General features: G+C 64.1%; 23 protein-coding genes. 13 read left to right on the top strand and 10 right to left on the bottom strand.

The genetic code is table 11. The features are described from left to right. Positions 1-17: 17 nt before the first annotated feature. The 12 genes from VC352_RS13990 (at position 18) to VC352_RS13935 (ending at position 10,327) form a co-directional block, all read left to right on the top strand. Positions 18-404, top strand: coding sequence for a DUF2946 domain-containing protein (locus VC352_RS13990; protein ID WP_322980168.1), 387 nt, complete (start codon positions 18-20; stop codon positions 402-404). Positions 405-482: 78 nt separating this feature from the next. Beyond that, positions 483-1,895 carry a PepSY domain-containing protein gene (locus VC352_RS13985; protein WP_322980167.1) on the top strand — a complete coding sequence of 471 codons (1,413 nt, stop codon included), beginning with the start codon at positions 483-485 and terminating at the stop codon, positions 1,893-1,895. 94 nt (positions 1,896-1,989) lie between these two features. Next, the gene (locus tag VC352_RS13980) at positions 1,990-4,020 is read left to right on the top strand and encodes a TonB-dependent receptor (RefSeq protein WP_322980166.1); all 2,031 of its coding nucleotides are present in this window, start codon (positions 1,990-1,992) and stop codon (positions 4,018-4,020) included. A 32-nt stretch (positions 4,021-4,052) separates the two neighbouring features. Then, positions 4,053-4,547, top strand: coding sequence for a copper chaperone PCu(A)C (locus VC352_RS13975; RefSeq protein WP_322980165.1), 495 nt, complete (start codon positions 4,053-4,055; stop codon positions 4,545-4,547). After that, positions 4,547-4,921, top strand: a complete 375-nt coding sequence (locus VC352_RS13970; protein WP_322980164.1) for a DUF2946 family protein — start codon at positions 4,547-4,549, stop codon at positions 4,919-4,921. The genes VC352_RS13975 and VC352_RS13970 overlap by 1 nt, the downstream gene beginning before the upstream one ends. Before the next feature lie 70 nt (positions 4,922-4,991). Next, positions 4,992-5,540, top strand: a complete 549-nt coding sequence (locus tag VC352_RS13965; RefSeq protein WP_322980163.1) for a putative natural product biosynthesis protein — start codon at positions 4,992-4,994, stop codon at positions 5,538-5,540. 282 nt (positions 5,541-5,822) lie between these two features. Next, on the top strand, positions 5,823-6,113 hold the full coding sequence (locus VC352_RS13960) for a c-type cytochrome (protein ID WP_322980162.1): 291 nt from the start codon (positions 5,823-5,825) through the stop codon (positions 6,111-6,113). A gap of 65 nt (positions 6,114-6,178) precedes the next feature. Further along, positions 6,179-6,793 (top strand): SCO family protein, encoded by a 615-nt coding sequence (locus VC352_RS13955; RefSeq protein ID WP_322980161.1) that lies wholly within the window; start codon positions 6,179-6,181, stop codon positions 6,791-6,793. Further along, the gene (locus VC352_RS13950; protein ID WP_322980160.1) at positions 6,793-7,170 is read left to right on the top strand and encodes a DUF2946 family protein; all 378 of its coding nucleotides are present in this window, start codon (positions 6,793-6,795) and stop codon (positions 7,168-7,170) included. The genes VC352_RS13955 and VC352_RS13950 overlap by 1 nt, the downstream gene beginning before the upstream one ends. Positions 7,171-7,230: 60 nt before the next feature. After that, entirely contained in the window at positions 7,231-9,342 is a 2,112-nt protein-coding gene (locus VC352_RS13945; RefSeq protein WP_322980159.1) for a TonB-dependent copper receptor, read from the top strand. 185 nt (positions 9,343-9,527) lie between these two features. After that, the gene (locus VC352_RS13940) at positions 9,528-9,794 is read left to right on the top strand and encodes a PepSY domain-containing protein (protein WP_322980158.1); all 267 of its coding nucleotides are present in this window, start codon (positions 9,528-9,530) and stop codon (positions 9,792-9,794) included. Next, entirely contained in the window at positions 9,794-10,327 is a 534-nt protein-coding gene (locus tag VC352_RS13935) for a cytochrome b/b6 domain-containing protein (RefSeq protein ID WP_322980157.1), read from the top strand. Before VC352_RS13940 ends, VC352_RS13935 begins: the two co-directional genes overlap by 1 nt. Here VC352_RS13935 and VC352_RS13930 read toward each other — a convergent pair. The 8 genes from VC352_RS13930 to VC352_RS13895 all read right to left on the bottom strand — a co-directional run bounded on the left by VC352_RS13930 (position 10,321) and on the right by VC352_RS13895 (position 18,764). After that, positions 10,321-11,067: a transporter substrate-binding domain-containing protein gene (locus tag VC352_RS13930; RefSeq protein WP_322980156.1), complete on the bottom strand. Its 747-nt coding sequence runs from the start codon at positions 11,065-11,067 to the stop codon at positions 10,321-10,323. The two genes, VC352_RS13935 and VC352_RS13930, sit on opposite strands and share 7 nt — an antisense overlap. A 14-nt stretch (positions 11,068-11,081) precedes the next feature. Further along, on the bottom strand, positions 11,082-12,401 hold the full coding sequence (locus VC352_RS13925) for a sensor domain-containing diguanylate cyclase (RefSeq protein WP_322980155.1): 1,320 nt from the start codon (positions 12,399-12,401) through the stop codon (positions 11,082-11,084). Continuing rightward, the gene (locus VC352_RS13920; RefSeq protein ID WP_322980154.1) at positions 12,398-13,144 is read right to left on the bottom strand and encodes a substrate-binding periplasmic protein; all 747 of its coding nucleotides are present in this window, start codon (positions 13,142-13,144) and stop codon (positions 12,398-12,400) included. Before VC352_RS13920 ends, VC352_RS13925 begins: the two co-directional genes overlap by 4 nt. A 109-nt stretch (positions 13,145-13,253) precedes the next feature. Continuing rightward, positions 13,254-14,201 carry an adenosine deaminase gene (locus VC352_RS13915; RefSeq protein ID WP_322980153.1) on the bottom strand — a complete coding sequence of 316 codons (948 nt, stop codon included), beginning with the start codon at positions 14,199-14,201 and terminating at the stop codon, positions 13,254-13,256. Positions 14,202-14,376: 175 nt separating this feature from the next. Beyond that, on the bottom strand, positions 14,377-15,342 hold the full coding sequence (locus VC352_RS13910) for a 2-oxoglutarate and iron-dependent oxygenase domain-containing protein (RefSeq protein ID WP_322980152.1): 966 nt from the start codon (positions 15,340-15,342) through the stop codon (positions 14,377-14,379). A gap of 217 nt (positions 15,343-15,559) precedes the next feature. Then, a complete protein-coding gene (locus tag VC352_RS13905; protein ID WP_322980151.1) occupies positions 15,560-16,642 on the bottom strand; it encodes a BMP family ABC transporter substrate-binding protein in 1,083 nt (360 codons plus the stop codon). 289 nt (positions 16,643-16,931) lie between these two features. Then, positions 16,932-18,287, bottom strand: a complete 1,356-nt coding sequence (locus tag VC352_RS13900) for an 8-oxoguanine deaminase (protein ID WP_322980150.1) — start codon at positions 18,285-18,287, stop codon at positions 16,932-16,934. 126 nt (positions 18,288-18,413) lie between these two features. Then, on the bottom strand, positions 18,414-18,764 hold the full coding sequence (locus tag VC352_RS13895; protein WP_322980149.1) for a MerR family DNA-binding transcriptional regulator: 351 nt from the start codon (positions 18,762-18,764) through the stop codon (positions 18,414-18,416). Between the two features lie 82 nt (positions 18,765-18,846). On the opposite strand from VC352_RS13895, the gene VC352_RS13890 reads away from it, so the two are divergent. Continuing rightward, complete coding sequence (locus tag VC352_RS13890; protein WP_322980148.1) at positions 18,847-19,311, top strand: hypothetical protein; 465 nt, start codon at positions 18,847-18,849, stop codon at positions 19,309-19,311. Here the strand turns inward: VC352_RS13890 and VC352_RS13885 are convergent. Both VC352_RS13885 and VC352_RS13880 read right to left on the bottom strand, forming a co-directional pair. Further along, positions 19,253-20,179, bottom strand: a complete 927-nt coding sequence (locus tag VC352_RS13885; RefSeq protein WP_322980147.1) for an ABC transporter permease — start codon at positions 20,177-20,179, stop codon at positions 19,253-19,255. The two genes, VC352_RS13890 and VC352_RS13885, sit on opposite strands and share 59 nt — an antisense overlap. 95 nt (positions 20,180-20,274) lie before the next feature. Continuing rightward, positions 20,275-21,372, bottom strand: a complete 1,098-nt coding sequence (locus VC352_RS13880; protein WP_322980146.1) for an ABC transporter permease — start codon at positions 21,370-21,372, stop codon at positions 20,275-20,277. Positions 21,373-21,380 lie beyond the last annotated feature (8 nt).

The raw sequence follows: 21,380 nt of genomic DNA, 5'->3' as shown, positions 1-21,380 counted from the left end.
GTTTAGAGTCGCGCCCCATGAACCTGGCCCGCACACATCGCTCGCTGACTGCCTGGTTGCTGTACTTCAGCATCCTGTTCAGTGCGTTCGTCTGTGCGATCAGCCACGGCCAGATGGCCGGCATGCAGCTCAGCGGGCTGGATAGCCAGTACTGCTCCTTCGATGGCAACTTCGGTGCTGGCGCCGATCTCGATGGTTCCGGCATCGTCCCGCCGAACCCGGCCACCGGCACCGGCTGCGCCCTGGGCAGCCTGTTCAGCGCCATCATCCTCGCTGCCTTCTTCGGCCTGCTGGGCCTGCTCGCCAGTGACAGCGTACGGCCCCTGCCGACGCTGCACATTCCCCGTCTTACCCGCTATCGCTGGCCGCCTGCCAATCCTCGCGCTTCCCCGCTGACTGCCTGATCCGTTCGCCCGCAAGCGGGCGTTTCCATCATGCGCAGTCGTCGTCTGCCTATTCGCAGCCGACTTGGGAGATGCTTCATGTCGTCGCGTTCCGACACCCCCGCAGGTGCAGCCGTGCGCCCGCAACCTTCGTTCTACAACCTGGCCTGGCGCTGGCATTTCTATGCCGGGCTGTTCGTCATTCCGTTCCTGATCCTGTTGTCGATCACCGGGCTGATCTACCTGTTCAAGCCGCAGCTCGACCAGCTGATGTACGCCGATCTGCGCCAGGTACCGGTGGCCGAGCAGCGTTTGAGCGCCGACCAGCAACTGGCGCGGGTGCGCGAGCTTTACCCGCAGGCCGCGATCAAGCAGTACCTGCCGCCGGAGGGCGCTGATCGCAGTGCGCAGTTCGTCATCACTGAGGCTGGCCGCGAACTCAACCTGTTCCTCGACCCCTACCGCGGCACCGTGCTCGGCACCCAGGATGCGCTGTGGAACCTGCAGGCGGCGACGCGCAAGCTGCACGGCGACCTGCTGATCGGCACCGTCGGTGACCGCCTGATCGAGCTGGCGGCGGGCTGGGGCATCGTCCTGGTGATCTCCGGTCTGTACCTGTGGTGGCCGCGAGGGCGCAGCGGCGCCGGCATCCTCTGGCCGCGCCTGAGTGCGCGGGGGCGCCTGTGGTGGCGCGACCTGCACGCGGTGACCGGCTTCTGGGGCAGCGCCATTCTGCTGGTGATGCTGATGACCGGCATGACCTGGACCGGCTTCTGGGGCAACCAGTTCGCGGCGGTGTGGAACAAGTTTCCCGATGCCATGTGGAACGACGTGCCCAAGTCCGGGCAACTGACCGGTAGCCTCAACAATAGCGCACGGCAGACCGTGGCCTGGGCGGTGGAAACGGCGCCGCTACCGGCTTCCGATGCGCATGCCGCGCACCTTGGTCATGGCGATCATGCGATGCCCATGAACAGCACCGGGCACTTGCTGCAGCATGTGGTCGATACCGCCGAGGCACGGGGCGTGCAGCCCGGCTACAGCATCACCCTGCCCAAGGGTGAGCAGGGCGTGTACACCGTCGCCCTGTTCGCCAGCGACCCACGCAACGACGCCACCCTGCATGTCGATCAGTACAGCGGCGAGGTGCTCGCCGACGTGCGCTGGAAGGACTACGGCCCGGTCGCCAGAACCGTGGAGACCGGCGTGATGATCCATGAAGGGCGCATGTTCGGCTTGCCCAACCAGTTGCTGATGGCGGCGATCTGCCTGCTGATCCTGTTCAGCTCGATCAGTGGTCTGGTGCTGTGGTGGAAACGCCGCCCGGCTGGCCGCTTCGGCGTGCCGCCGCTGCGTCACGACCTGCCGCGCTGGAAGACCGCCATCGGCCTGATGGTCGTGCTCGGCGTGATCTTCCCCCTGGTCGGCGCCTCGCTGCTGCTGGTCTGGGTGCTGGATGGGCTGCTCGGCCTGTGGCGCCGCCAGTCGACAGCCAGCGCACCGTCGGCCTGACCTTCTTATATGGCCGGGTGCGACTCGGACACCTGGCCGTGACCGATTTTGGCGGCGCCTGCCGAGGCGGGCGGCCGCAACTGGAATTGAATACATGCAAGTGACGAAAAAAACGCTGCAACGCTCGATTCATCTGGCCACACTGGCCCTCGGCCTGCAGGCCATTCCCGCTCTGGCCGACAGTGGCCTGGCGCTGGGTACCGTGACCATCTCCGGTGAGGAAAAAGGCCCGCTGTCGAGCCAGAGCATCCTCAGTTCGGTGGATTACGTCGGCAGCGACGTGCTGGAAAAACAACCCGTGCAGTACAGCTGGGAGCTGTTCAACCGCGTTCCGGGGGTGATGCTGACCCAGTTCAACCAGGGCACCACGTCCGGCAAGTTGTCGTTTCGTGGCTTCAACGGCGAGGGCGAGGTCAACGCGGTGAAGCTGTTGATCGACGGCATCCCGAGCAACACCAATGACGGCAACATGCCGTTCATCGACATGGTGTTCCCGCTGGATATCGAGGACATCGAGGTGGTGCGCGGCACCAATGATCCGCGCTACGGCCTGCACAATATCGCCGGTAACGCCAGCATCAACACCCGCATCGGTGGCAACGACGGCAAGCTGCGCTTGCGCAGCGGCAGCTTCGACACCCAGGAGTTGCAGGCGGTCAAGGGCATCGAGTCGGGCAACTGGTCGCAGAACTACTTCGTCGCCTACCAGAAGAGCGGCGGCTATCGCGATCATGCCGATGCCGAGCGGCAGAGCTTCGCTGGCAAATGGTTCTACACCGCCGATGCTGGCTGGCGCGCCGGGCTGATCGCCCGCCATTACGAGACCGATGCCGATGAGGCCGGTTATCTGACTCATGACGACGCGCATGATCATCCCCGCCAGTCCTATGCCAACAACTCCACCGACAAGGGCGAGCGCAGCATGGATCAGCTCAGTCTGCACCTGGATACGGACGTGGCCGAGGATCTGGCCTGGTCGAGCAAGGCCTACTACAACCACTTCAAGGATCGTCGCTGGACTAAATACTGGATCACCTCGTCCCAGCAGGAACGTTTCAACGACGAGGATCAGTACGGTGCCATCAGCAGCCTGACCTGGCGCCCCGAGGTGAAGGGCCTGTATGACTTCGCCCTGGAAGGTGGTGCGGATATCCAGCGTCAGGAGGTGGTCAGCGAGCGCTACCTGACGGATAAGCGTGTCCGCACCGCGCAAACACGTGATCAGGTGTTCGACCTGACCACCACCGGTGTTTATGTGCAGACCGTGATTCAGCCCTGGGAAAGCCTCAAGCTGATCCCGGCCTATCGCGTTGACCGTATCGAGGGCGACTACCACGATCAGCTTTCCGGTGAGCGCGCCACCGTCAACGACTTCGGCACGATCAAACAGCCGAAATTCAGCCTGGTCTACTCGCCCTGGAAGGAAGCCAGCTTCTACGCCAACTGGGGGCGTACCTTCCAGATAGGTGTCGGTTCGGGGGCTTATCGACTGGCCAGCCTGCAGGATGATCTCAAGCCTTCGATCAACGAAGGGTGGGAAACCGGCATCAAGTTCAACCCGGTAACCTGGCTCGATGGCCGTGTAGCCTACTGGGAACAGCATGCGACCGATGAAGTGCAGCGCCGTCTGAATGCTCCGTCAGGCGACACGGAGAATGTCGGCGAGACCCTGCGACGTGGTTACGACGTGCAGCTCAACCTGTATCCGAGCGATCCAGCGCGCATCTGGTTGTCATACTCGCGGCAGTTCTCGGAAATCCTCACGCCAGGACCACGCTTACCCACCAGCAAGGGCAAGGAGATGGATCACGTGCCCCATCATCTCTACGCCCTGGGCGCCGATTATCAGGCCAGCGACAAGCTCAAGCTGAGCGCCTGGGTCAACGGCCAAAGCGACTACTACCTGGAACGCACCAACACCAAGGGCGAGTATGGTCGCTACACCCTGCTCAACCTCGGCGCCGAATACCGCGTCAGCGAGACGGTCAGCGTCGACGTGCAGATGAAGAACGTCACCAACCGCTACTACGAGTACGTGTGGTACGACCCGGACGGCGCCGATGATTCGTTGCACGCCCCCGGCGATGGCCGTGCGCTGTATGCCGGTTTGACCCTGGATTTCTGATGTTTTCGTTTTCCCACAAGGAGGCAACACCCATGACCCTGAAGAAAACCCTGCTCGGCCTGACCCTGCTGCTGCCGGCACTGCTGGCCCAGGCGCATGAATATGAAGTCGGCCAACTGCATATCGACCACCCCTGGTCGCGCGAGATGCCGCCTGTGGCGCCGACTGCTGCGGCTTACTTCGTGGTGCACAACAAGGGCAGCGAGGCCGATCGTCTGCTCGGCGTCAGCACGCCGGTGGCCGGCAAGGCCGAGCTGCATGAGCACGTGCACGCAGATGGCGTGATGAAGATGCAGCAGGTGCAGGACGTGGTGATCCCCGCCGGTGGCGAGGTCAAGTTCGAGCCCATGGGCTATCACGTCATGCTGTTCAACCTGAAGCAGCAGGCCAAGGACGGTGAGCGCTTCCCGATGACCCTGAACTTCGAGAAGGCCGGCACTGTGGAGGTGCAAGTGGCCGTACAGAAGGAAGCTCCAGCCGGGCATGAGCACGGCATGGAACACGGCGAAGGCGCGCACAAGCACTGATGACCTTCACGGCACGTAGGCGATTGCTCGGCGCCCAACTGGGGTTGCTGGCACTCGTTCTGATCGCCCTGGCGCCGCTGGCTTCGCAGCTACGCGCCGAGCCGCGGGACTGGTCGTGGCTGGCTGAACTGGCCTGCCACGATGGCCCCGCGCAGACGCATGCGCCTGCCGCGCCGCTGCCGCAGGCTTTCACTCTGGATGCCTGCGCCTATTGCTCGTTGCTGATCCACAGCCCCGCGCTGGGCAGCCTGGACTGGGCGCTGTTCGCCTTGGCTGCCACAGGTGTGGCGCCACCGCTGTTGCATTGGCAGGCGCCGCCTGTGCTGCGCCTGCCCACCGTGCAATCACGCGCACCGCCCCTGTTCGCCGGATAACTCTGGCGGAGCTTGTCGAGCTCCAGTCGCCTCGTCTATCGAGGCCGAACATGAACAGGAGGCTGAACCCATGCGTTCATCTCATCTCAAGGCCATGCCGCCGCGTCGGCGTGCACCTGGCGAGGCGCTGTTTCCCGATTACCCGAGCAACGCCCGCTCCTTCATCGCGCTGGACTCCGGGCTGTTGCCCTATTGGCACCTGCTCTACGACCTGTGCCCCAATCTGCTCAAGCTCGACCCACCGGAAGGGCTGAATCTGTTCCGCAGCTTCATGATCTGGGCTTACCGTCACCAGCCGGCGCAGGACTGGACCTTCCACATCAGCGTCTGCCGCTGGCTGCTGGCTTCCGACTATGCGCCTCGCGTCACCACCGCGCAGGTGGAGAGCCTGCTGTCGGCTGCCGCCGCGCGCTGGGTCACCCATGACACCAGCCTGGCGCAGGGCATCCTGCTGGCCTGCAGCGTGCGGCCGTTGACGCTGATCGACTGGAAGGATCCGGGCGCGGTGCTGGATGACGACATTCAGGTGCTGCCACCGGCGCGTTTCGACTTCGCCTGGTCGCCGCTGAGCCGCGCTGGTGTGGCGGGTTTCCATCGTTGGCTGCGGATTGCCGAATAAAACGCTGCGACAAACCGCCACAGCTTGAGTCAGGCGCCATGAGCACGGGTTTCCCGGGCGCGGCGTGGCGGGTTGTCGCAGTTGAGAGGGCAGGGATGGCCCCATAGCATGTGCGGACTTCGGGTTGGGGCAGTTTCGTCTGGCATCCACGGTTAAGCCCGAAGCCCACTTTGTCGACCACGTTCGATGACGGCTCTCCCGCAGGGGAGGGCCCGTTTTCTTGCACCTGGCGCGCCAGGCTGCCCACACAAGAACAACAGTTTTGATCGCGAGGCCTGAACCATGAAAACAGTTACGCTGCTCGTCGCTGCCCTCGGTCTGGTGGGCATGGCCCAGGCCGCTCAGGAACCGGAGGCGGTGTTCAACCGCGCTTGCGGCATGTGCCACAACGGCCAGTTGCCTCAAGCGCCAAAGAAAGGCGATAGCGCCGCCTGGGCACCACGCCTGGCGCAAGGCAGTGACACCCTGGTCAAGCACGTCAGCGAAGGCTTCAACGCCATGCCGCCACGCGGCCTGTGCATGGACTGCTCCGCAGAGGACTACAAGGCCGTGATCGAGTGGATGTCCAAGTAAAGGGTTCGCGCGCCTCAGCCGCGTGGCGAGACGCTCTCGCCGTTCTTCGTGTCAGCCGTCGTGCCATGCTGGCTGGGCTGTGCCTGCTGATGCTGACTCTCGGCGGCACTGCTGCGCTGTCGCTTGCCCCGGCAGACGATGCCGCACGGCTGACCACCGCAGGCATCGTGCCGCTGCCGGCACCCCGCGCGCTGCCGGACGTAAGCCTGACGACCGCTAGCGGGCAGCCGTTCACGCCGGCCTTCTTTCAGGGCAAATGGACGCTGGTGCTGTTCGGCTACACCTTCTGTCCGGACATCTGCCCCACCGCGTTGAGCGAGCTCAAGCGTATTCGTGCGGCGCTACCCGAGGCGCTGCGTGAGCGCCTGCAGGTGACCCTGGTCAGCGTCGACCCGGATCGCGACACCCCCGAGCGGCTGCGCCAATACCTGGGCTACTTCGATGCCACTTTCACCGGCCTGACCGGCGAGCTGGCGCAGGTGCAAAAAGCCTCGTCGGCGCTCGGTCTGCCGTTCATCCCGGGCGACACCAGCCGCGAGTATTACACCGTCGATCACAGCGGCAACCTGGGGTTGATCGACCCGTTGGGGCGGCAGGTCGCTTTCGTACGCGGGCCATTGCGCGAGCAGGCCTTGCAGCAGGTGTTGCCGGCGTTGCTGAAGCGTGATCGGTTGCGCTGATGACGATGCGTCCGCCACGCGTCTGCACAGCCTGGCTGCTGTATTTCAGCGTGCTGTTCGCCGCGCTCGTCTGTGCCATCGGCCACGGGCAGATGGCCGGGCTGCAGCTCAGCGGGGTGGATACATCGTTCTGTGGCCTTGACGCTGAGCCTAGCGCGGGCTCCCGGTCCGACACCGGCGCTGCCGTAGTGATGAGCTTGCTGGGCGGCGGCTGCATCATCGCCTCCAGCTTCAGCGCCATCCTGCTGGCGGCCTTCTTCGGGCTCTTTGGACTGCTGGGCGCGGAGGGGCTTCGTCCGCTATCCGGCCTGCTACTTACCATTCATCGCCGTCAGCTCTGGCCCTCGCTCAATCCAAGAGCCTCTCCGCATCCCTGAAAGATGGCCTTCAAGGCCTGGCTCTCCTCCCATAACAACTGCCAACTTTCAGGTATTGCCATGTTCGTTCCTGCTATCCGGGGCCAAGGCTCCGCATCGTTTCGTTTCACCCTGTCCGCTGACCGCCTACGCTGGTGCCAGGCCTTCGCCGTAGCCTGTGGTCTGTGCGTCATCGCACCGGTCATGGCCGAGGAGGCCGATGCCGAGCTGCCGCCCACCGTCATCACCGCCGTGCAGCAGGCCTCGCCGCTGACCGTGGTGGCCGATCCCAAGGACGCGCGCCAGCCGGTGCCGGCCAGCGATGCGGCCGACTATCTCAAGACCATCCCTGGCTTCTCGGCCATCCGCAGCGGTGGCAGCAACAGCGACCCGGTGCTGCGCGGGCTGTTCGGTTCGCGTCTGCTGCTGCTCACCGATGGTGGGCAGATGATCGGCGCCTGCCCCGGGCGGATGGATGCGCCCAGTTCCTACATCGCGCCGGAAACCTATGATCGGCTGACCGTGACCAAGGGCCCGCAGACGGTGATCTGGGGCCCTGGCGCCTCGGCTGGGGTGGTGCGTTTCGACCGCGAACCGGAGCACTTCGGCGAACTGGGGGCGCGCCTGCACGCCAGCGTGCTGGCAGGCTCCAACGGCCGTTTCGACCGCCTGATCGATGGCGCCGTTGGCGGCGAGCAGGGCTACCTGCGGGTGATGGGCAACCGCTCGCAGTCGGACGATTACGACAACGGTGACGGCGACACCATCGCCTCACGCTGGAACAAGTGGAACACCGACGTGGCCCTCGGCTGGACGCCGGATGCCGATACCCTGGTCGAACTTACGGCTGGGCGTGGCGATGGCGAAGCGCGCTACGGTGGCCGTGGTATGGACGGCACCCAGTTCAAGCGCGAAAGCCTTGGCCTGCGCATCGAGCGCAGCAACCTCGGTGGCGTGCTGGATAAGCTCGAGGCCAAGGTCTACTACAACTACGCCGACCACATCATGGACAACTTCCGCCTGCGCGTGCCGGATCCCACCAGCATGATGGCCGGGCCGATGGCGGCGCAGGTCGACCGTCGCACCCTCGGTGCACGCCTGGCGGCGACCTGGAAGTGGGACGACGTCGAATTGATCACCGGCATCGACGCGCAGCGCAGCGAACACCGTCAGCGCAGCTCCAGCGGCGGCATGATGGGCATGCCCTATGTCGACGCGGATCGCTTCCCCTGGGACAAGGACGCGGTGATGCACAACTACGGTGTGTTCGCCGAATCCACCTGGAGCCTGGCCGAGCGTGATCGGCTGGTCTCCGGTGCACGCCTGGATCGTTCTTCGGCCAAGGATTACCGGCAAAGCTTCACCAGCATGATGGGCATGACCACGGCCAACCCGACGGCAGATGAAACCCGCGCCGATACTCTGCCCAGCGGCTTCGTGCGTTACGAGCATGACCTGGCCGGTTCGCCGACCACGGTCTATGCCGGCATCGGCCATGTGCAGCGTTTCCCCGATTACTGGGAACTGTTCTCCGCCGGTCTCAATGGCCCGGCTGGTGCGGATAACGCCTTCGCTGGCATCGAGCCGGAGAAGACCACCCAGCTCGATATCGGCATCCAGTACCAGGACGACAAGCTGCAGGCCTGGGCCTCGGCCTATGCCGGGCAGATCCGCGATTACATCCTGTTCGACTACCGTGGCATGAGCACGCAGGCCGACAACGTCGACGCGCGCATCATGGGTGGCGAGTTGGGTGTGGCCTATGCCTTCGCTTCCAACTGGAAGGCCGACGCCACCCTGGCCTACGCCTGGGGCAAGAACAGCAGCGATGGCGAAGCCTTGCCGCAGATGCCGCCGCTGGAAGCACGCCTGGGCCTGACCTATGCGCGCGATGACTGGAGCGTCGGCGCCCTGTGGCGTGTGGTCGACGGTCAGGGGCGCATCGCCGAAGGGCGCGGCAACGTGGTGGGGCAGGACTTCGGTGACAGCGCTGGCTTCGGTGTGCTCTCGCTCAACGCTGCCTACCGCGTCAGCCAGCAGGTCAAGCTCAGTGCCGGTGTGGATAACCTGCTCGACAAGAACTACGCCGAGCACCTCAACCTGGCTGGTGACGCTGGCTTCGGCTTCCCCGCCGACACGCGCATCGACGAGCCGGGCCGCACGCTCTGGGCCAAGGTCGATTTCGACTTCTGACGCTTCAGTGCCGTTGCTCCCCTCTCCCATTCATGGGAGAGGGGCTGGGGGAGAGGGGATCTCTGCGGAACTCCCCGGATTGCATCCGGGCTACGATTTTTTCGCGTGCTAATACGGCCTTAAGGTTGCGGCGCGAAAGTAGTCCCCGCAGACCCACTTTTCCCTGCTCCCGAGAGGACTCCACCATGCGCAAACTGCTTCTGCTGTCTCTGGCCCTGGCCAGCCCACTGACCTTCGCCGCCACCGAATGCACCACCGCCGACAAGGCCCAGTGGCAGGATCAGGACAAGTTCCAGGCTGACCTGAAAGCCCAGGGTTACGAGATCAAGAAGTTCAAGGTCACCGGCGGCAACTGCTACGAAATCTACGGCCATGACAAGGATGGCAAGAAGGTCGAGATCTACTTCGATCCGGTCAGCGGCAAGCCGGTCAAGAGCAACGTGGAAGGCTGATGAGCACCTCGACCGTGCGCTTGTGGGATCCAGTGGTGCGTGTGTTCCACTGGTCCCTGGCCGGCGCTTTCCTGGCCAACTACTTCTTCACCGAAGAAGGCGAGGACTGGCATCGCTGGTTCGGCTACTACGCCGTGGCCTGGCTGGCGATTCGTCTGGTGTGGGGCTTCGTCGGTACGCCGGCAGCGCGCTGGGCGGATTTCTGGCCGACTCCGACGCGCGTCGGGGCTCACCTGCGCGCACTGGTTTCCGGTGAGCCCTACCACCGCCTCGGCCATTCGCCCCTGGGCGCACTGGTGATGATCCTGATGATGGCGTTGATGCTCGGCCTGGGCGTGACCGGCTTTCTGATGGAGGAGGTCGACTACTTCTGGGGCGCCGACCTGCCACAAGAGATTCACGCATTCTTCGCCAATGCCCTGATGGGCCTGGTGGGCCTGCATATCGCTGCAGCCCTGTACGAGAGCCACCGGCTACGTGAAAACCTGCCGTTGTCGATGATCACCGGCAAACGCCGCCGACTGGATCACTGAGCTTCGGGCGAGGCCATAACCGGCGCCATCAGGCGCTGCAGCTCACCGCTGCTGCGGATGCGTTCGAAAGCCTGGCGGGTGCGCTCGACGGTGGCATCGTCCGTCGCCAGGCTGTAGGCCAGGTACAAACCGCCGCTGCCGACATCCAGCGTGGCGAGCTTTTCCAGGTCGCTGTACTGGCTACCGACCTCCACGCTCAAGCGCCGGGCGTCGGCTTCGATCAACGGCAGCAGTTCGATCTGGCCATTGACCAGACGGCGCATGTTGTCGAGGTTCTGTGGCGCCAGCGCGAGCTTGGTGAAACCCTGAGCCATGAGCTGGTCGTGGCGCACATCGTCACGTACCACTCCGACCAGATAGCGTCGGGCATCGTCCGTCGAATTGACCTGAATATCCTCGCGGCTGCGCAGCTTGTAGAAGTTGAACTGGTAGCGGATCACCTCACCGACCCATTTGAAGCGCTCTTCGCGTTCCGGTGTACGGGCGATCAGGTAGATCAGCACATTGGGCTGCTGCTGCGCCAGGTCATAGGCACGCGCCCAGGGGTACAGCGAGAGCTGATAGTCCAGCCCGGCCTCCTGCAGCGTCGCCTCCACCACATCCGTCGCCGGACCGCCGACCCGGCCATTCTCAATCTGCGCATAGCGGCTGTCTTCGGTGACGGCGCGTATTTCCTGCGCCTGCGCGGTCGCGCTGAGCGCCAGCACAAATGTCATCCAGATGGCACGGCATGGGGACATGACAGCCTCCTTGGTCAGAAGTAGATGATGCGGTTGCGGCCCAGGCGTTTGGCCCGGTAGAGGGCGTCGTCGGCGCGGCGCATGAGCGTTTCGAAGTCATCCGGCTCGGTCTCGAGCTGGGCGATGCCGATGCTCATGGTCACGTGCTGCGCCGTCTCGGATGCCCGGTGGGCAATGTGCAGTTCGGCCAGTGCTGCCTGCAGACGCTGCGCACACTCCAGGGCCTGTTCGGCGTTGACGCCGGGCAGCAGGATGACGAACTCCTCGCCCCCCAGGCGGGTGACCAGCTCGCCGCTGCGGCTGAACAGGCTGCTGAGCAGGTCGGCGATCTGGCACAGGCAGCGATCACCGGCGGCATGGCCATAGCTGTCGTTGTAGAGCTTGAAGTGGTCGACGTCGCACATCAGCACGGACAGTGGCTGGCTCTGGCGACGGGCGCGGCGCAGTTCCAGCGCCTTGGTTTCGTCGAAGTGACGGCGGTTGGCCAGGCCGGTCAGCGGGTCACGACGATTGAGGTCGTGCAGACGCTCGTTGGCGGCGCGCAGTTCGGCGGTACGTTCCTCGACCTGCTCGGCCAGGCTGTCGCGGTGCGCGGCCAGCGCCTGTTCGGCGTGATTCTGCCGTTCGAGGTAGGTGGCAAGCTTGTCCTGCAGTGCGTTGATCCCGCTCTCCAGCATGCTCAGTTCGTCTGCATGACGGGGTGAGCGCAGCAGCCGCAGATGCTTCGTCAGGCTGGTGGGCGAAAGCTGGCTCAGATGCCGGGCGATATGACGGACGTGGACGGTGACCGAGCGATTGAACAGCCAGGTGATCAGCCCGGCGATCATCAGGCTTTGCAGCAACTGGGCCAGCAGAATCGAGGTGACATCGTCGATCAGTTCCGCCCACAGCCGGGACTCGCGGCCGACCAGGCACAACTCGCCGATACGTTCCTCGGCGCCGGGGTAAGGGGAGTAGGTCAGTACTTGCTGCAGTTCCGGGGCACGTGAATCCTCGCGGAAGCCCGGTGCTTCGTGACGGATGACCTCGGGCGGGCGCCCCTCGCGCAGGATGCGCAGCTCAATCAACCCCACGGCCTCGGCACGGGTCGCGCTGTCGAGCTGAGTCTGCAGGGTGTCGCGATCCATTTCCCAGATGGCCTTGGACAGGGTGGCGCGAAAGACCTGATCGATCAGTTGCAGCTCACTGCGCATGCTGTTCAGGTTGCTGTTCCAGGCCAGATAGGTGCGCAGCGAGGTGCTGAGCAGGATGAACAGGACGCAAAACAGCAAGGTGACCAGCACCAGGCGCCGACCCAGCGAGTCTTGCCCTGCAGCGATCAGGCCTTCCTTCATTGCCATTTCTCGTAGATCGCCTGGAGTTTGCCGCTGGCACGCACCTTCTCCAGCCCCTGGCGGAAGCGCGCGACGGTCTCGGTCGCGGTATTGCGGCTGAAGGCGATGTTCAGGCCATTACCGCCGAGGCTGTCGAGATCGAGTACCGGGTGCAGCGTTTGGACGGGATCCTGGCCCAGTTGCTTGACGATGTAGTTGGCGTTGGTTTCGTTGACGATCCACAGGTCGATCCGGCCCATGCGCAACTTTTCGTAGTTGATGTCGTAGCGGTTGCTCGACTGCAGGTTCTTGCCGATTTCGAAACCGTTATCGATAAGAAATTGCTCGCCGACGTCGTCCTTCACCGTGGCGATCTGGTAGCGGCGTGCCTCGTCGAGGCTATTCAGGCGCAGGTTGGGATCCAGGCTGTAGAGCTTCCAGTGCCCCGAGGCGATGGGCTCCACCCAGGTGAACAGCGGTTCGCGAGCCGGCGTGCGGGCCAGTGAATAGATGAGTACGTTGCGACCGTTGAGGGCGATGTCATAGGCCCTTGCCCAGGGCATCACCTGGATGTTGCTGGGCTCGCCCATTTCATCGAGCACGGCCTGCACCACTTCGGTGGCCATGCCGCCCGGCTTGCCGTTGACTGTCATGCTGTAGGGCGGCAGTTCCTCGGTCACGATGCGCAAAGGCTCCGCACTGCACAGTGCGCAGGGCAGCAGAAACAGCCAGAGGAGGGTGAAACGGGTGAGGCTAGGAGGCATGCTGCTGCTCGGCAGTGGCAGATAACGGCGTGGTCGATGCCATTATTGTGCCACCGCCGGCATGCCTCTGTAATCCACAGATGGATCGGTGGTATGCCGCGGGTGATGGTCAGGCCAGGCGTGCGTCCAGGCTGTTCTGTGCCAGGCGCCTGGCCTGGGCTTCGGTCATGCCCAGATGATCGTGCAGGGCGGCGAAATTCTCGCCGACATAGCCGCCGAAGTAGGCCGGGTCATCCGAGTTCACCGTCACCTTCACGCCACGCTCGAGCATTTCGAGGATGTTGTGCTGGCTCATCTGCTCGAACACGCAGAGCTTGATGTTCGACAGCGGGCAGACGGTCAGCGGAATCTGCTCGTCGATGATGCGTTGCATCAGCCGCTCGTCCTCGATGGCGCGCACGCCGTGGTCGATGCGCTCGATCTTGAGCAGATCCAGCGCTTCCCAGATGTACTCGGGCGGGCCTTCCTCACCGGCATGCGCGACGGAATGCAGGCCTTCGCTGCGCGCCTTGGCGAACACGCGCTCGAACAGCCGTGGTGGGAAGCCCTTTTCCGAGCTGTCGAGGCCGACGCCGATGAAGGCATCGCGGAACGGCATGGCCTGCTCCAGGGTCTTGAATGCCTCTTCTTCGGGGAGGTGGCGCAGGAAGCTGAGGATCAGCCCATGGCTGATGCCCAGTTGCTGCTCGCCATCGCGCAGCGCCTGCTGGATGCCGCGCAGCACCACCTCGAAGGGAATGCCACGGTCGGTGTGGGTTTGTGGGTCGAAGAAGGGTTCGACGTGAATGACGTTCTGCGCCTTGCAACGTTGCAGGTAGGCCCAGGTCAGGTCGTAGAAATCCTGCTCGGTACGCAGCACGTTGGCGCCGGCGTAATACAGGTCGAGAAACTCCTGCAGGTTGTTGAAGGCATAGGCCGCGCGCAGGGTCTCGACGTCAGCCCAGGGCAGGGCGATCTGGTTGCGTTCGGCCAGGGCGAACAGCAGCTCGGGCTCCAGCGAGCCCTCCAGATGCAGGTGCAGTTCGGCCTTGGGCAGGGCGTTGAGCCATTCGGGCATGGTCGGGTTCTCGTTATCAGGCTTGGGGATCGGCAAAGTTTAACCGCTCGGACAGGATCATGCTGCGCCACCTGGCCGGCTGCGTAGGGTGGACATCGCTTTTCATGTCCACCGATGTGCAGGCTCCGATGCTGAAACGGTGGATGAAAAAGGCGTCATCCACCCTACGCGGCAATCAGCCTTGTGCCTCCTCGCGCCGATAGGCATAGGTATCGGCGAAGCGCGACAACAGGTACTCGGCGCTGGTCACCGGTGTGTACTTGGCCGGGTTGTCGACGCTGGAGCAGTTCGGCAGGCAGTCGATCAGGGTGCCGGGATGCGGCTCGGCGAAGAACGGCATGGAGTAGCGATCCACCCCCAGCGGACTGATCACCCGGTGCGGCGTTGAGGTGTAACGGTCGTTGCTCCAGCGCGCCATCATGTCGCCAATATTGACCACGAAGCTGCCGGCAATCGGCGGCGCGTCGATCCACTCGCCGTTACGCGCACGTACTTGCAGGCCGCCGGCGTCGTCCTGATAGAGCAGGGTGATGCAGCCATAATCGGTGTGCGCGCCAGCGCCTTGCTGATCACTGCTGCTGGCGGTGTGGCGCGGCGGGTAGTGGATCATGCGCAGCACGCTGATCGGCTCATGGAAGCGCGCGTCGAAGAAATCGTGCTCGATGTCCAGCGCCATGGCCATGGCGCGCAGCAGAGTCTTGGCCAGATCCTGCATGTCGGCGTAGTGGGCTTCCATCAGCTCGGCCCAGCCGGGCGTGTCCGGGTGACGGTTCGGCCCACGCAAGGGTTTGCCGGCCAGCACCTCGGGGTGATCAGCCGGCATATGGAAACCCATGTCGAAGGTTTCCTTCAGGTCGCTCGGCTTGCTCGGGTCGAGCTGCTCGGTGGCGATGGCACCATAACCGCGATGGTGAGCGGTCTGGGTGATATCGATTTTGAGTTTTTCCTCGGCGGGCATTGCGAAGAAGGTTTTCGCGGCGCTGAGCAGGGCGTCGATGCGCTCATCACTGATGGGGTGGCCGACGATATAGAAAAAGCCCCAGGTGCGGCAGGCGTTGTCGATCTGCTCGGCCACGGCCGGCCAGGCCGAAGCGTCGTTACTGTAGAGCGGGGCTATATCGATGATGGGTAATGCGTTCATGTTGAGCCTCGGGTGGGCGTTGCTGCGAGTCTTCTCGTACCCAGGGCAGCGGAAAGAGACCTCGGATGAGATCCCCTTGATGCGGTTCTGCCAATAGCAGGGACGGCATCGGTATTGGCTTGGTGGCGGGTTGCACCCGCCCTACAGACTAAATCATCGCGGCTAAAGCCCTTCCCACAATGTTCTGCCCGTAGGGCGGGTGCAACCCGCCAACCGTTTACTTCGGCATTTCGGCCTTCACGTTTTCCACGTAGTAGTTCATCGAGGCCAGCTCGGCATTGGTCGCGCTCACGCCATCGGCGATGCGCACCGCGCCGCTCTGATCCTTGATCGGGCCGGTGAAGGGGTGGAACTTGCCGCTGCGAATGTCGGCGATGATCTGCTCTGCCTCGCTCTTCACGTCAGCCGGTACCAGATCGCTGATCGGCAGTTCGATGGTGTCCTCGGCCAGGCCGCCCCAGAAGTCCTGCGATTTCCAGGTGCCGTCGAGCACCGCCTGGGTGGACTTGATGTAGTGCGGGCCCCAGTCGTTGACGATGGAGGTGAGCACGGCCTTGGGCCCGAAGTGGGCCATGTCCGAGGCGTAACCCACGGCATAGATACCACGGCGCTCGGCGGTCTGGATTGGCGCCGGGCTGTCGGTGTGCTGGAACATCACGTCCACGCCCTGGTCGATCAGCGCGTTGGCGGCGTCGGATTCCTTGCCTGGATCGAACCAGGTGTTGACCCACACCACCTTGATCTCGGTGCCCGGGTTGTATTTATCCAAGGCGAGCTGGATGGCGTTGATGTCGCGGATCACCTCGGGGATCGGGAAGGAGGCGATGTAGCCGACCTTCTTGGTCTTGGTCATCTTCGCCGCGAGGAAGCCGCCGACGTAGCGGCCTTCATAGGAGCGCGACAGGTAAGTGCCGACGTTCTTGGCCTGCTTGTAGCCGGTGGCGTGCTCGAAGGTCACCTTGGGGAATTGCTTGGCCACCTTGATGGTCGGGTTCATGTAGCCGAAGGAGGTGGTGAAGATCAGGTCGAAACCGCCCTTGGCCATGTTGCGGATGACCCGCTCGGCGTCGGCGCCTTCCGGCACGTTCTCGACGAAGCTGGTGCTGACCTTGTCGCCCATTTCCTTGATCAGCATCTGCCGGCCCTGCTCGTGCTGGTAAGTCCAGCCGTGGTCGCCGATGGGGCCGATATAGACGAAGCCGACCTTCAGCGGATCGGCGGCGGAGGCGCTGAGCATGGCGCCAAAGCCCAGGGCGGCGACGAGGGTGCGCAGCAGCGGTTTCTTGCTCTTCTCGAACATGGTCGGTGGAACTCCAGTCTTGTGTTTTGGGTAGCTGTTGGTTGGCTGACCCCATGACTGCAAAAAGCTGACCAACAGGACAGATAGGAGTGTTGCAGCCGTTCTGGCTAATGGCCTGGCTCGATGCTGGAGCTGGATTGGTGCGTGGTGTTGTGACGTGCCGTGTTGTGGTGCGTAGAGACTCGTCAATGGCGGTCGTGGCTAAAGCCCCTCCTACAAGAACAGCGCCAATAGGTGGATGGGCTTTTGTGGGAGGGGCTTCAGCCGCGACTCAGGCAGTTAGCGGATGTCAGCCGTTGATCAGCTCGCGCGCCGCCTGCCGGTGATCGGCGATCAGCTTTGCCACGTCCAGCCCTTCGATCTGCCCGTCGATGACGCGCCAGGTGCCGCCAATCATCATCCGGTCGGCACGATCAGCACCGCATAGCAGCAGCGCCGAAAGCGGGTCGTGACTGCCGGAAAAGCGCAGCTCATCGAGCTTGAACAGCGCCAGATCGGCCTGCTTGCCCAGCGCCAGCTCACCGATATCGCTACGCCCCAAGAGGCGCGCCGAACCGCGCGTGGCCCAGCCAAGCACGCGCTGCGGGGTAATCTGCTCGGCGCCGTAGCGCAGGCGCTGGATATACAGCGCCTGGCGCGCTTCGAGGATCATGTTCGAGGCATCGTTGGAGGCCGAGCCATCGACGCCCAGGCCCAGCGGCGCACCGGCGGCTTCCAGTTCGACACTGGGGCAGATGCCCGAAGCCAGGCGCATGTTGGAACTGGGGCAATGACAGATGCCGGTGCCGGCAGCGCCCAGGCGGTTGATCTCGTCGGGGTTGAAATGGATGCCATGGGCCAGCCAGGTGCGTGGGCCGAGCCAGCCGACGCTGTCCAGGTAATCCACGGTGCGCAGGCCAAAGCGCTGCAGGCAGAAGTCTTCCTCGTCGAGGGTTTCGGCCAGGTGGGTGTGCAGGCGCACGTCCAGCGCCTCGGCCAGTTCGGCGCTCTGGCGCATGATTTCCTGAGTCACCGAGAAGGGCGAGCAGGGCGCCAGGGCAATCTGGATCTGCGCGCCGTCGCCACGTTCATGGTACTGGCCGATCAGGCGCTGGCTGTCCGCCAGAATCACCTCACCCTGCTGCACCGTTTGCTGCGGTGGTAGGCCGCCGTCCGCTTCGCCCAGGCTCATCGAACCGCGGGTGAGCATGGCGCGCATACCCAGTTCGCGTACCGCCTCGACTTGCACGTCGATGGCGTTCTCCAGGCCGCCGGGGAACAGGTAATGGTGATCGGCGGCCGTGCTGCAGCCGGACAGCAACAGTTCGGCCAGCGCCACCTTGCTGGCCAGGGCGAGTTTCTCGGGGGTGAGGCGTGCCCAGACCGGGTAGAGCGTCTTCAGCCAGGGGAACAGCGGCTGGTTGACCACCGGTGCCCAGGCGCGGGTGAGGGTCTGGTAGAAGTGATGGTGGGTATTGATCAGGCCCGGCAGCACCACGTGCTCGCGAGCGTCGAATACTTGCTGGCAGGGCGCGGCAGGTTGCTGGCCTTTGCTGAGCACTTCGACGATGCGGCCATCCTCGATCACCACGCCGCCGGAAGCGTCCAGGTCATTGGCGGTGAAGATGGCAAGGGGGGTCTTGATCCAGATACGGGTAGCTGCCATGAGCAGGCTCCTCTGAGGTTGATGTCAGGTAAGCCAGCTCAGTGTTGACCCTGTCTGCTGATCCAGGTGCGTCGGCATCGACGTGCGCGGAAGATAGCTGACTTTTTGGTCAGCAAGCAATCGCTGTCAGGCGCGCAGCGGGCAGGTGGTGGTCAGGCGTTGCAGCAGTTCGCTGCGCAATTGCTGCAGTTCGTCGATGCGGCGCTCGATCAGTGCCAGCTTGTCCTGCAGCAGTTGGGTCACGGACTGATCCGGGTCGCTGGTCTGCCACAGGTCGCCGACATGCTGACTGATCTCGCCGAGGCTGAAACCCAGGCGCTGCGCGGTCTTGATATAGGTGACCAGCTGCACCATCTCGACGGGGTAGTCGCGGTAGCCGTTGGCAGTGCGCCGTGCGGCGATCAATCCGCGTTGCTCGTAAAAGCGCAGGGTGTCGCGGCTCACGTCGCAGGCTTCGGCCAGTTCTCCGATTCGCATCTTTTCGCTCGGTGGGGTGTTGACCTTGGAGCATACTCCAGGCCTTAGCCTGGGCGCTCCTTCAATGACTGGAGCAACACCCATGTGGATCCCCGAACACTATCGCCGCCTGGTACGGGCCAGTGGCTGGTACGACCTGCTGGTAGCCGCACCCTTCGCCACACCTTGGAGTTTCATGGCGCTGCATGGCCTGTTGCAGAGCCTGCACCACGGCCTGGGTCTGCCGGGTGCGCTACCGGCCTTCGAACCGATGCATATGCTGCTGGGCAACCTGATGGGCTCGATCATCTGCGTCTGGTCGGTGCTGCGTATTCGCGATCCGCAAGCAGTGTTCGGTCGCTATGACGCGGCCGGTCGCCTGCTGTTCTCCACCTGGCAGATCTACGCGTTGATGCACGGCGCAACGCCACTGATCGCGATCTTCCTGGTCTTCGAATTGTCCTGGGGCGTGGCGCAGTTGTGGCCGGTCAGGGCGCCGTCCCTCTCTCTCAATGCCCCGGCTGCCAAGGCTGGCCCAGCGATACCGGTGCATACAGCCGAGTCTTGATCGCATCGCGCGAGAGCAGCACCAGCACCACGATGGTGGCGACGTAAGGCAGCATGGCCAGCAGGTTCGACGGAATCGACAGGCCGATGCCCTGCGCCACCAGGTGGAGGATGCTGGCCAGGCCGAACAGGTAGGCGCCGAGCAGCACACGGAATACGCGCCAACTGGCGAACACCACCAGCGCCAGGGCGATCCAGCCGCGTCCGGCGGTCATGTTCTCCGCCCACATCGGCGTGTAGGCCAGCGACAGGTAACCGCCCGCCAGGCCCGCCATGGCGCCGCCGAACAGCACCGCCAGAGTCCGCACGCGCAGCACCGGCAGACCCATGGCGCTGGCGGCGTCCGGGTTCTCGCCAACGGCCTGGATGATCAGGCCGATGCGGCTTTTCAGCAGCACCCAGGCGATCAGGGCGAACAGGGCGAAGGACAGGTAGATCAGCACGTCCTGGGCGAACAGCATGCGCCCGATCAGCGGGATATCGGACAGCAGCGGAATGACGATGGGCTCGAAGCCGGTCAGCGGTTTGCCGACCCAGGCGGCGCCGACGAAGGTGGACAGGCCGACGCCGAAGATGGTCAGGGCCAGGCCGGTGGCCACCTGATTGGCATTGAAGCCCAGCGCCACGGCGGCGAACAGCAGCGACAGCAGCATGCCGGCGACAATCGCCAGCAGCACGCCCAGCCACAGGCTGCCGGTGCTGAAGGCGACGATAAAGCCGATCACTGCGCCGAACAGCATCATGCCCTCCTGGCCGAGGTTGAGCACGCCGCTCTTCTCGCACACCAGCTCGCCCAGGGCCACCAGCAGCAGCGGCGTGCCGGTGCGGGCCATGGCGTAGAAAATATTGGTCAACAGGTCGAGATCCATAGGGATTCCTTTGCATTCATGCGCTTTGTGGGAGGCGCTTCAGCGGCGAGCTTTTGTCGCGGCTACAGCGGAATACCGCCCAGCCACTCCCACAGTCAGGTGGTCGCTCCAGCGAGGCGCTCGCGCCTCGCCCATTTCCACTTCAGCCGTGGCCGATACAGGATCAGCACATCACAGGCCAGCAGGTAGAACAGCATCATCCCCTGGAACAGTTGGGTGATCGCCTGCGGCAGATTGAGCGTCATCTGCGCGTTCTCGCCGCCCAGGTAGAGCAGCGCCATCAGCAGGCTTGCGGCGACAATGCCGAGCGGATTGAGGCGGCCAAGAAAGGCCACGGTGATCGCCGCATAGCCGTAGCCGGGCGACACCTGCGGCACCAGTTGGCCAATGGGCCCGGCCACTTCGCCCACACCCGCCAGCCCGGCCAGCGCGCCGCTGACCAGCAGGGCGAACCACACCAGGCGCTTCTCGCGAAAACCAACGAAACCAGCGGCGCGGCTGTCCAGGCCCAACACCTTGATCTGGAAGCCGAGAAAGCTCTTGTGCAGCAGCACCCACACCGCCACCAGGGCCAGCAGCGCCAGGTACAGACCGCCGTGCAGGCGCCCGTCCTCGCTGACCAGCGGCAGGCGGCTGGCATCGCCGAACATCGCCGACTCGGGGAAGTTGAAACCAGCGGGGTCTTTCAGCGGGCCGTGCACGAAGAACAGCAGCAGGTTCAGCGCGATGTAGTTGAGCATGATGCTGGTGAGGATTTCGTTGGCATTGAATTGGGTGCGCAGCCAGGCGGTCAGCCCGGCCCAGGACGCACCGGCAGCGGTGCCGGCCAGCACTACCCAGGCCAGCGCCCAGCGGCTTTCCCAGTCGATCAGTTGTAGGGCCATGGCGCTGCCGGCCAGGGCGCCGATCAGCAGTTGGCCTTCGGCGCCAATGTTCCAGATACGCGCCTGGTAGGCGACCGCCAGGCCCAGGGCGCAGAGCAGGATCGGCAGCGCCTTGACCAGCAGTTCGGACACACCGTACCAGTCACTGACCGGGGCGATGAGCAGGGTGTGCAGGGTTTCCAGCGGGTCATGGCCGAGCAGGGTGAACAGCAGCATGCCGCTGAGCAGCGTCAGCACGGCGGCCAACAGCGGCGACAGCCAGAGCATGGGGCGCGACTCCTGGCCGCGCGGTTCCAGGGATAACAGCATGACGGGCT

The organism is Pseudomonas sp. C11 (genome assembly GCF_034683865.1).
In the GTDB taxonomy this organism is placed as follows: Bacteria; Pseudomonadota; Gammaproteobacteria; order Pseudomonadales; family Pseudomonadaceae; genus Aquipseudomonas.
The sequence above is the reverse complement of the archived record's forward strand: the minus strand, read 5'-3'. Positions and strand labels throughout refer to the sequence as shown.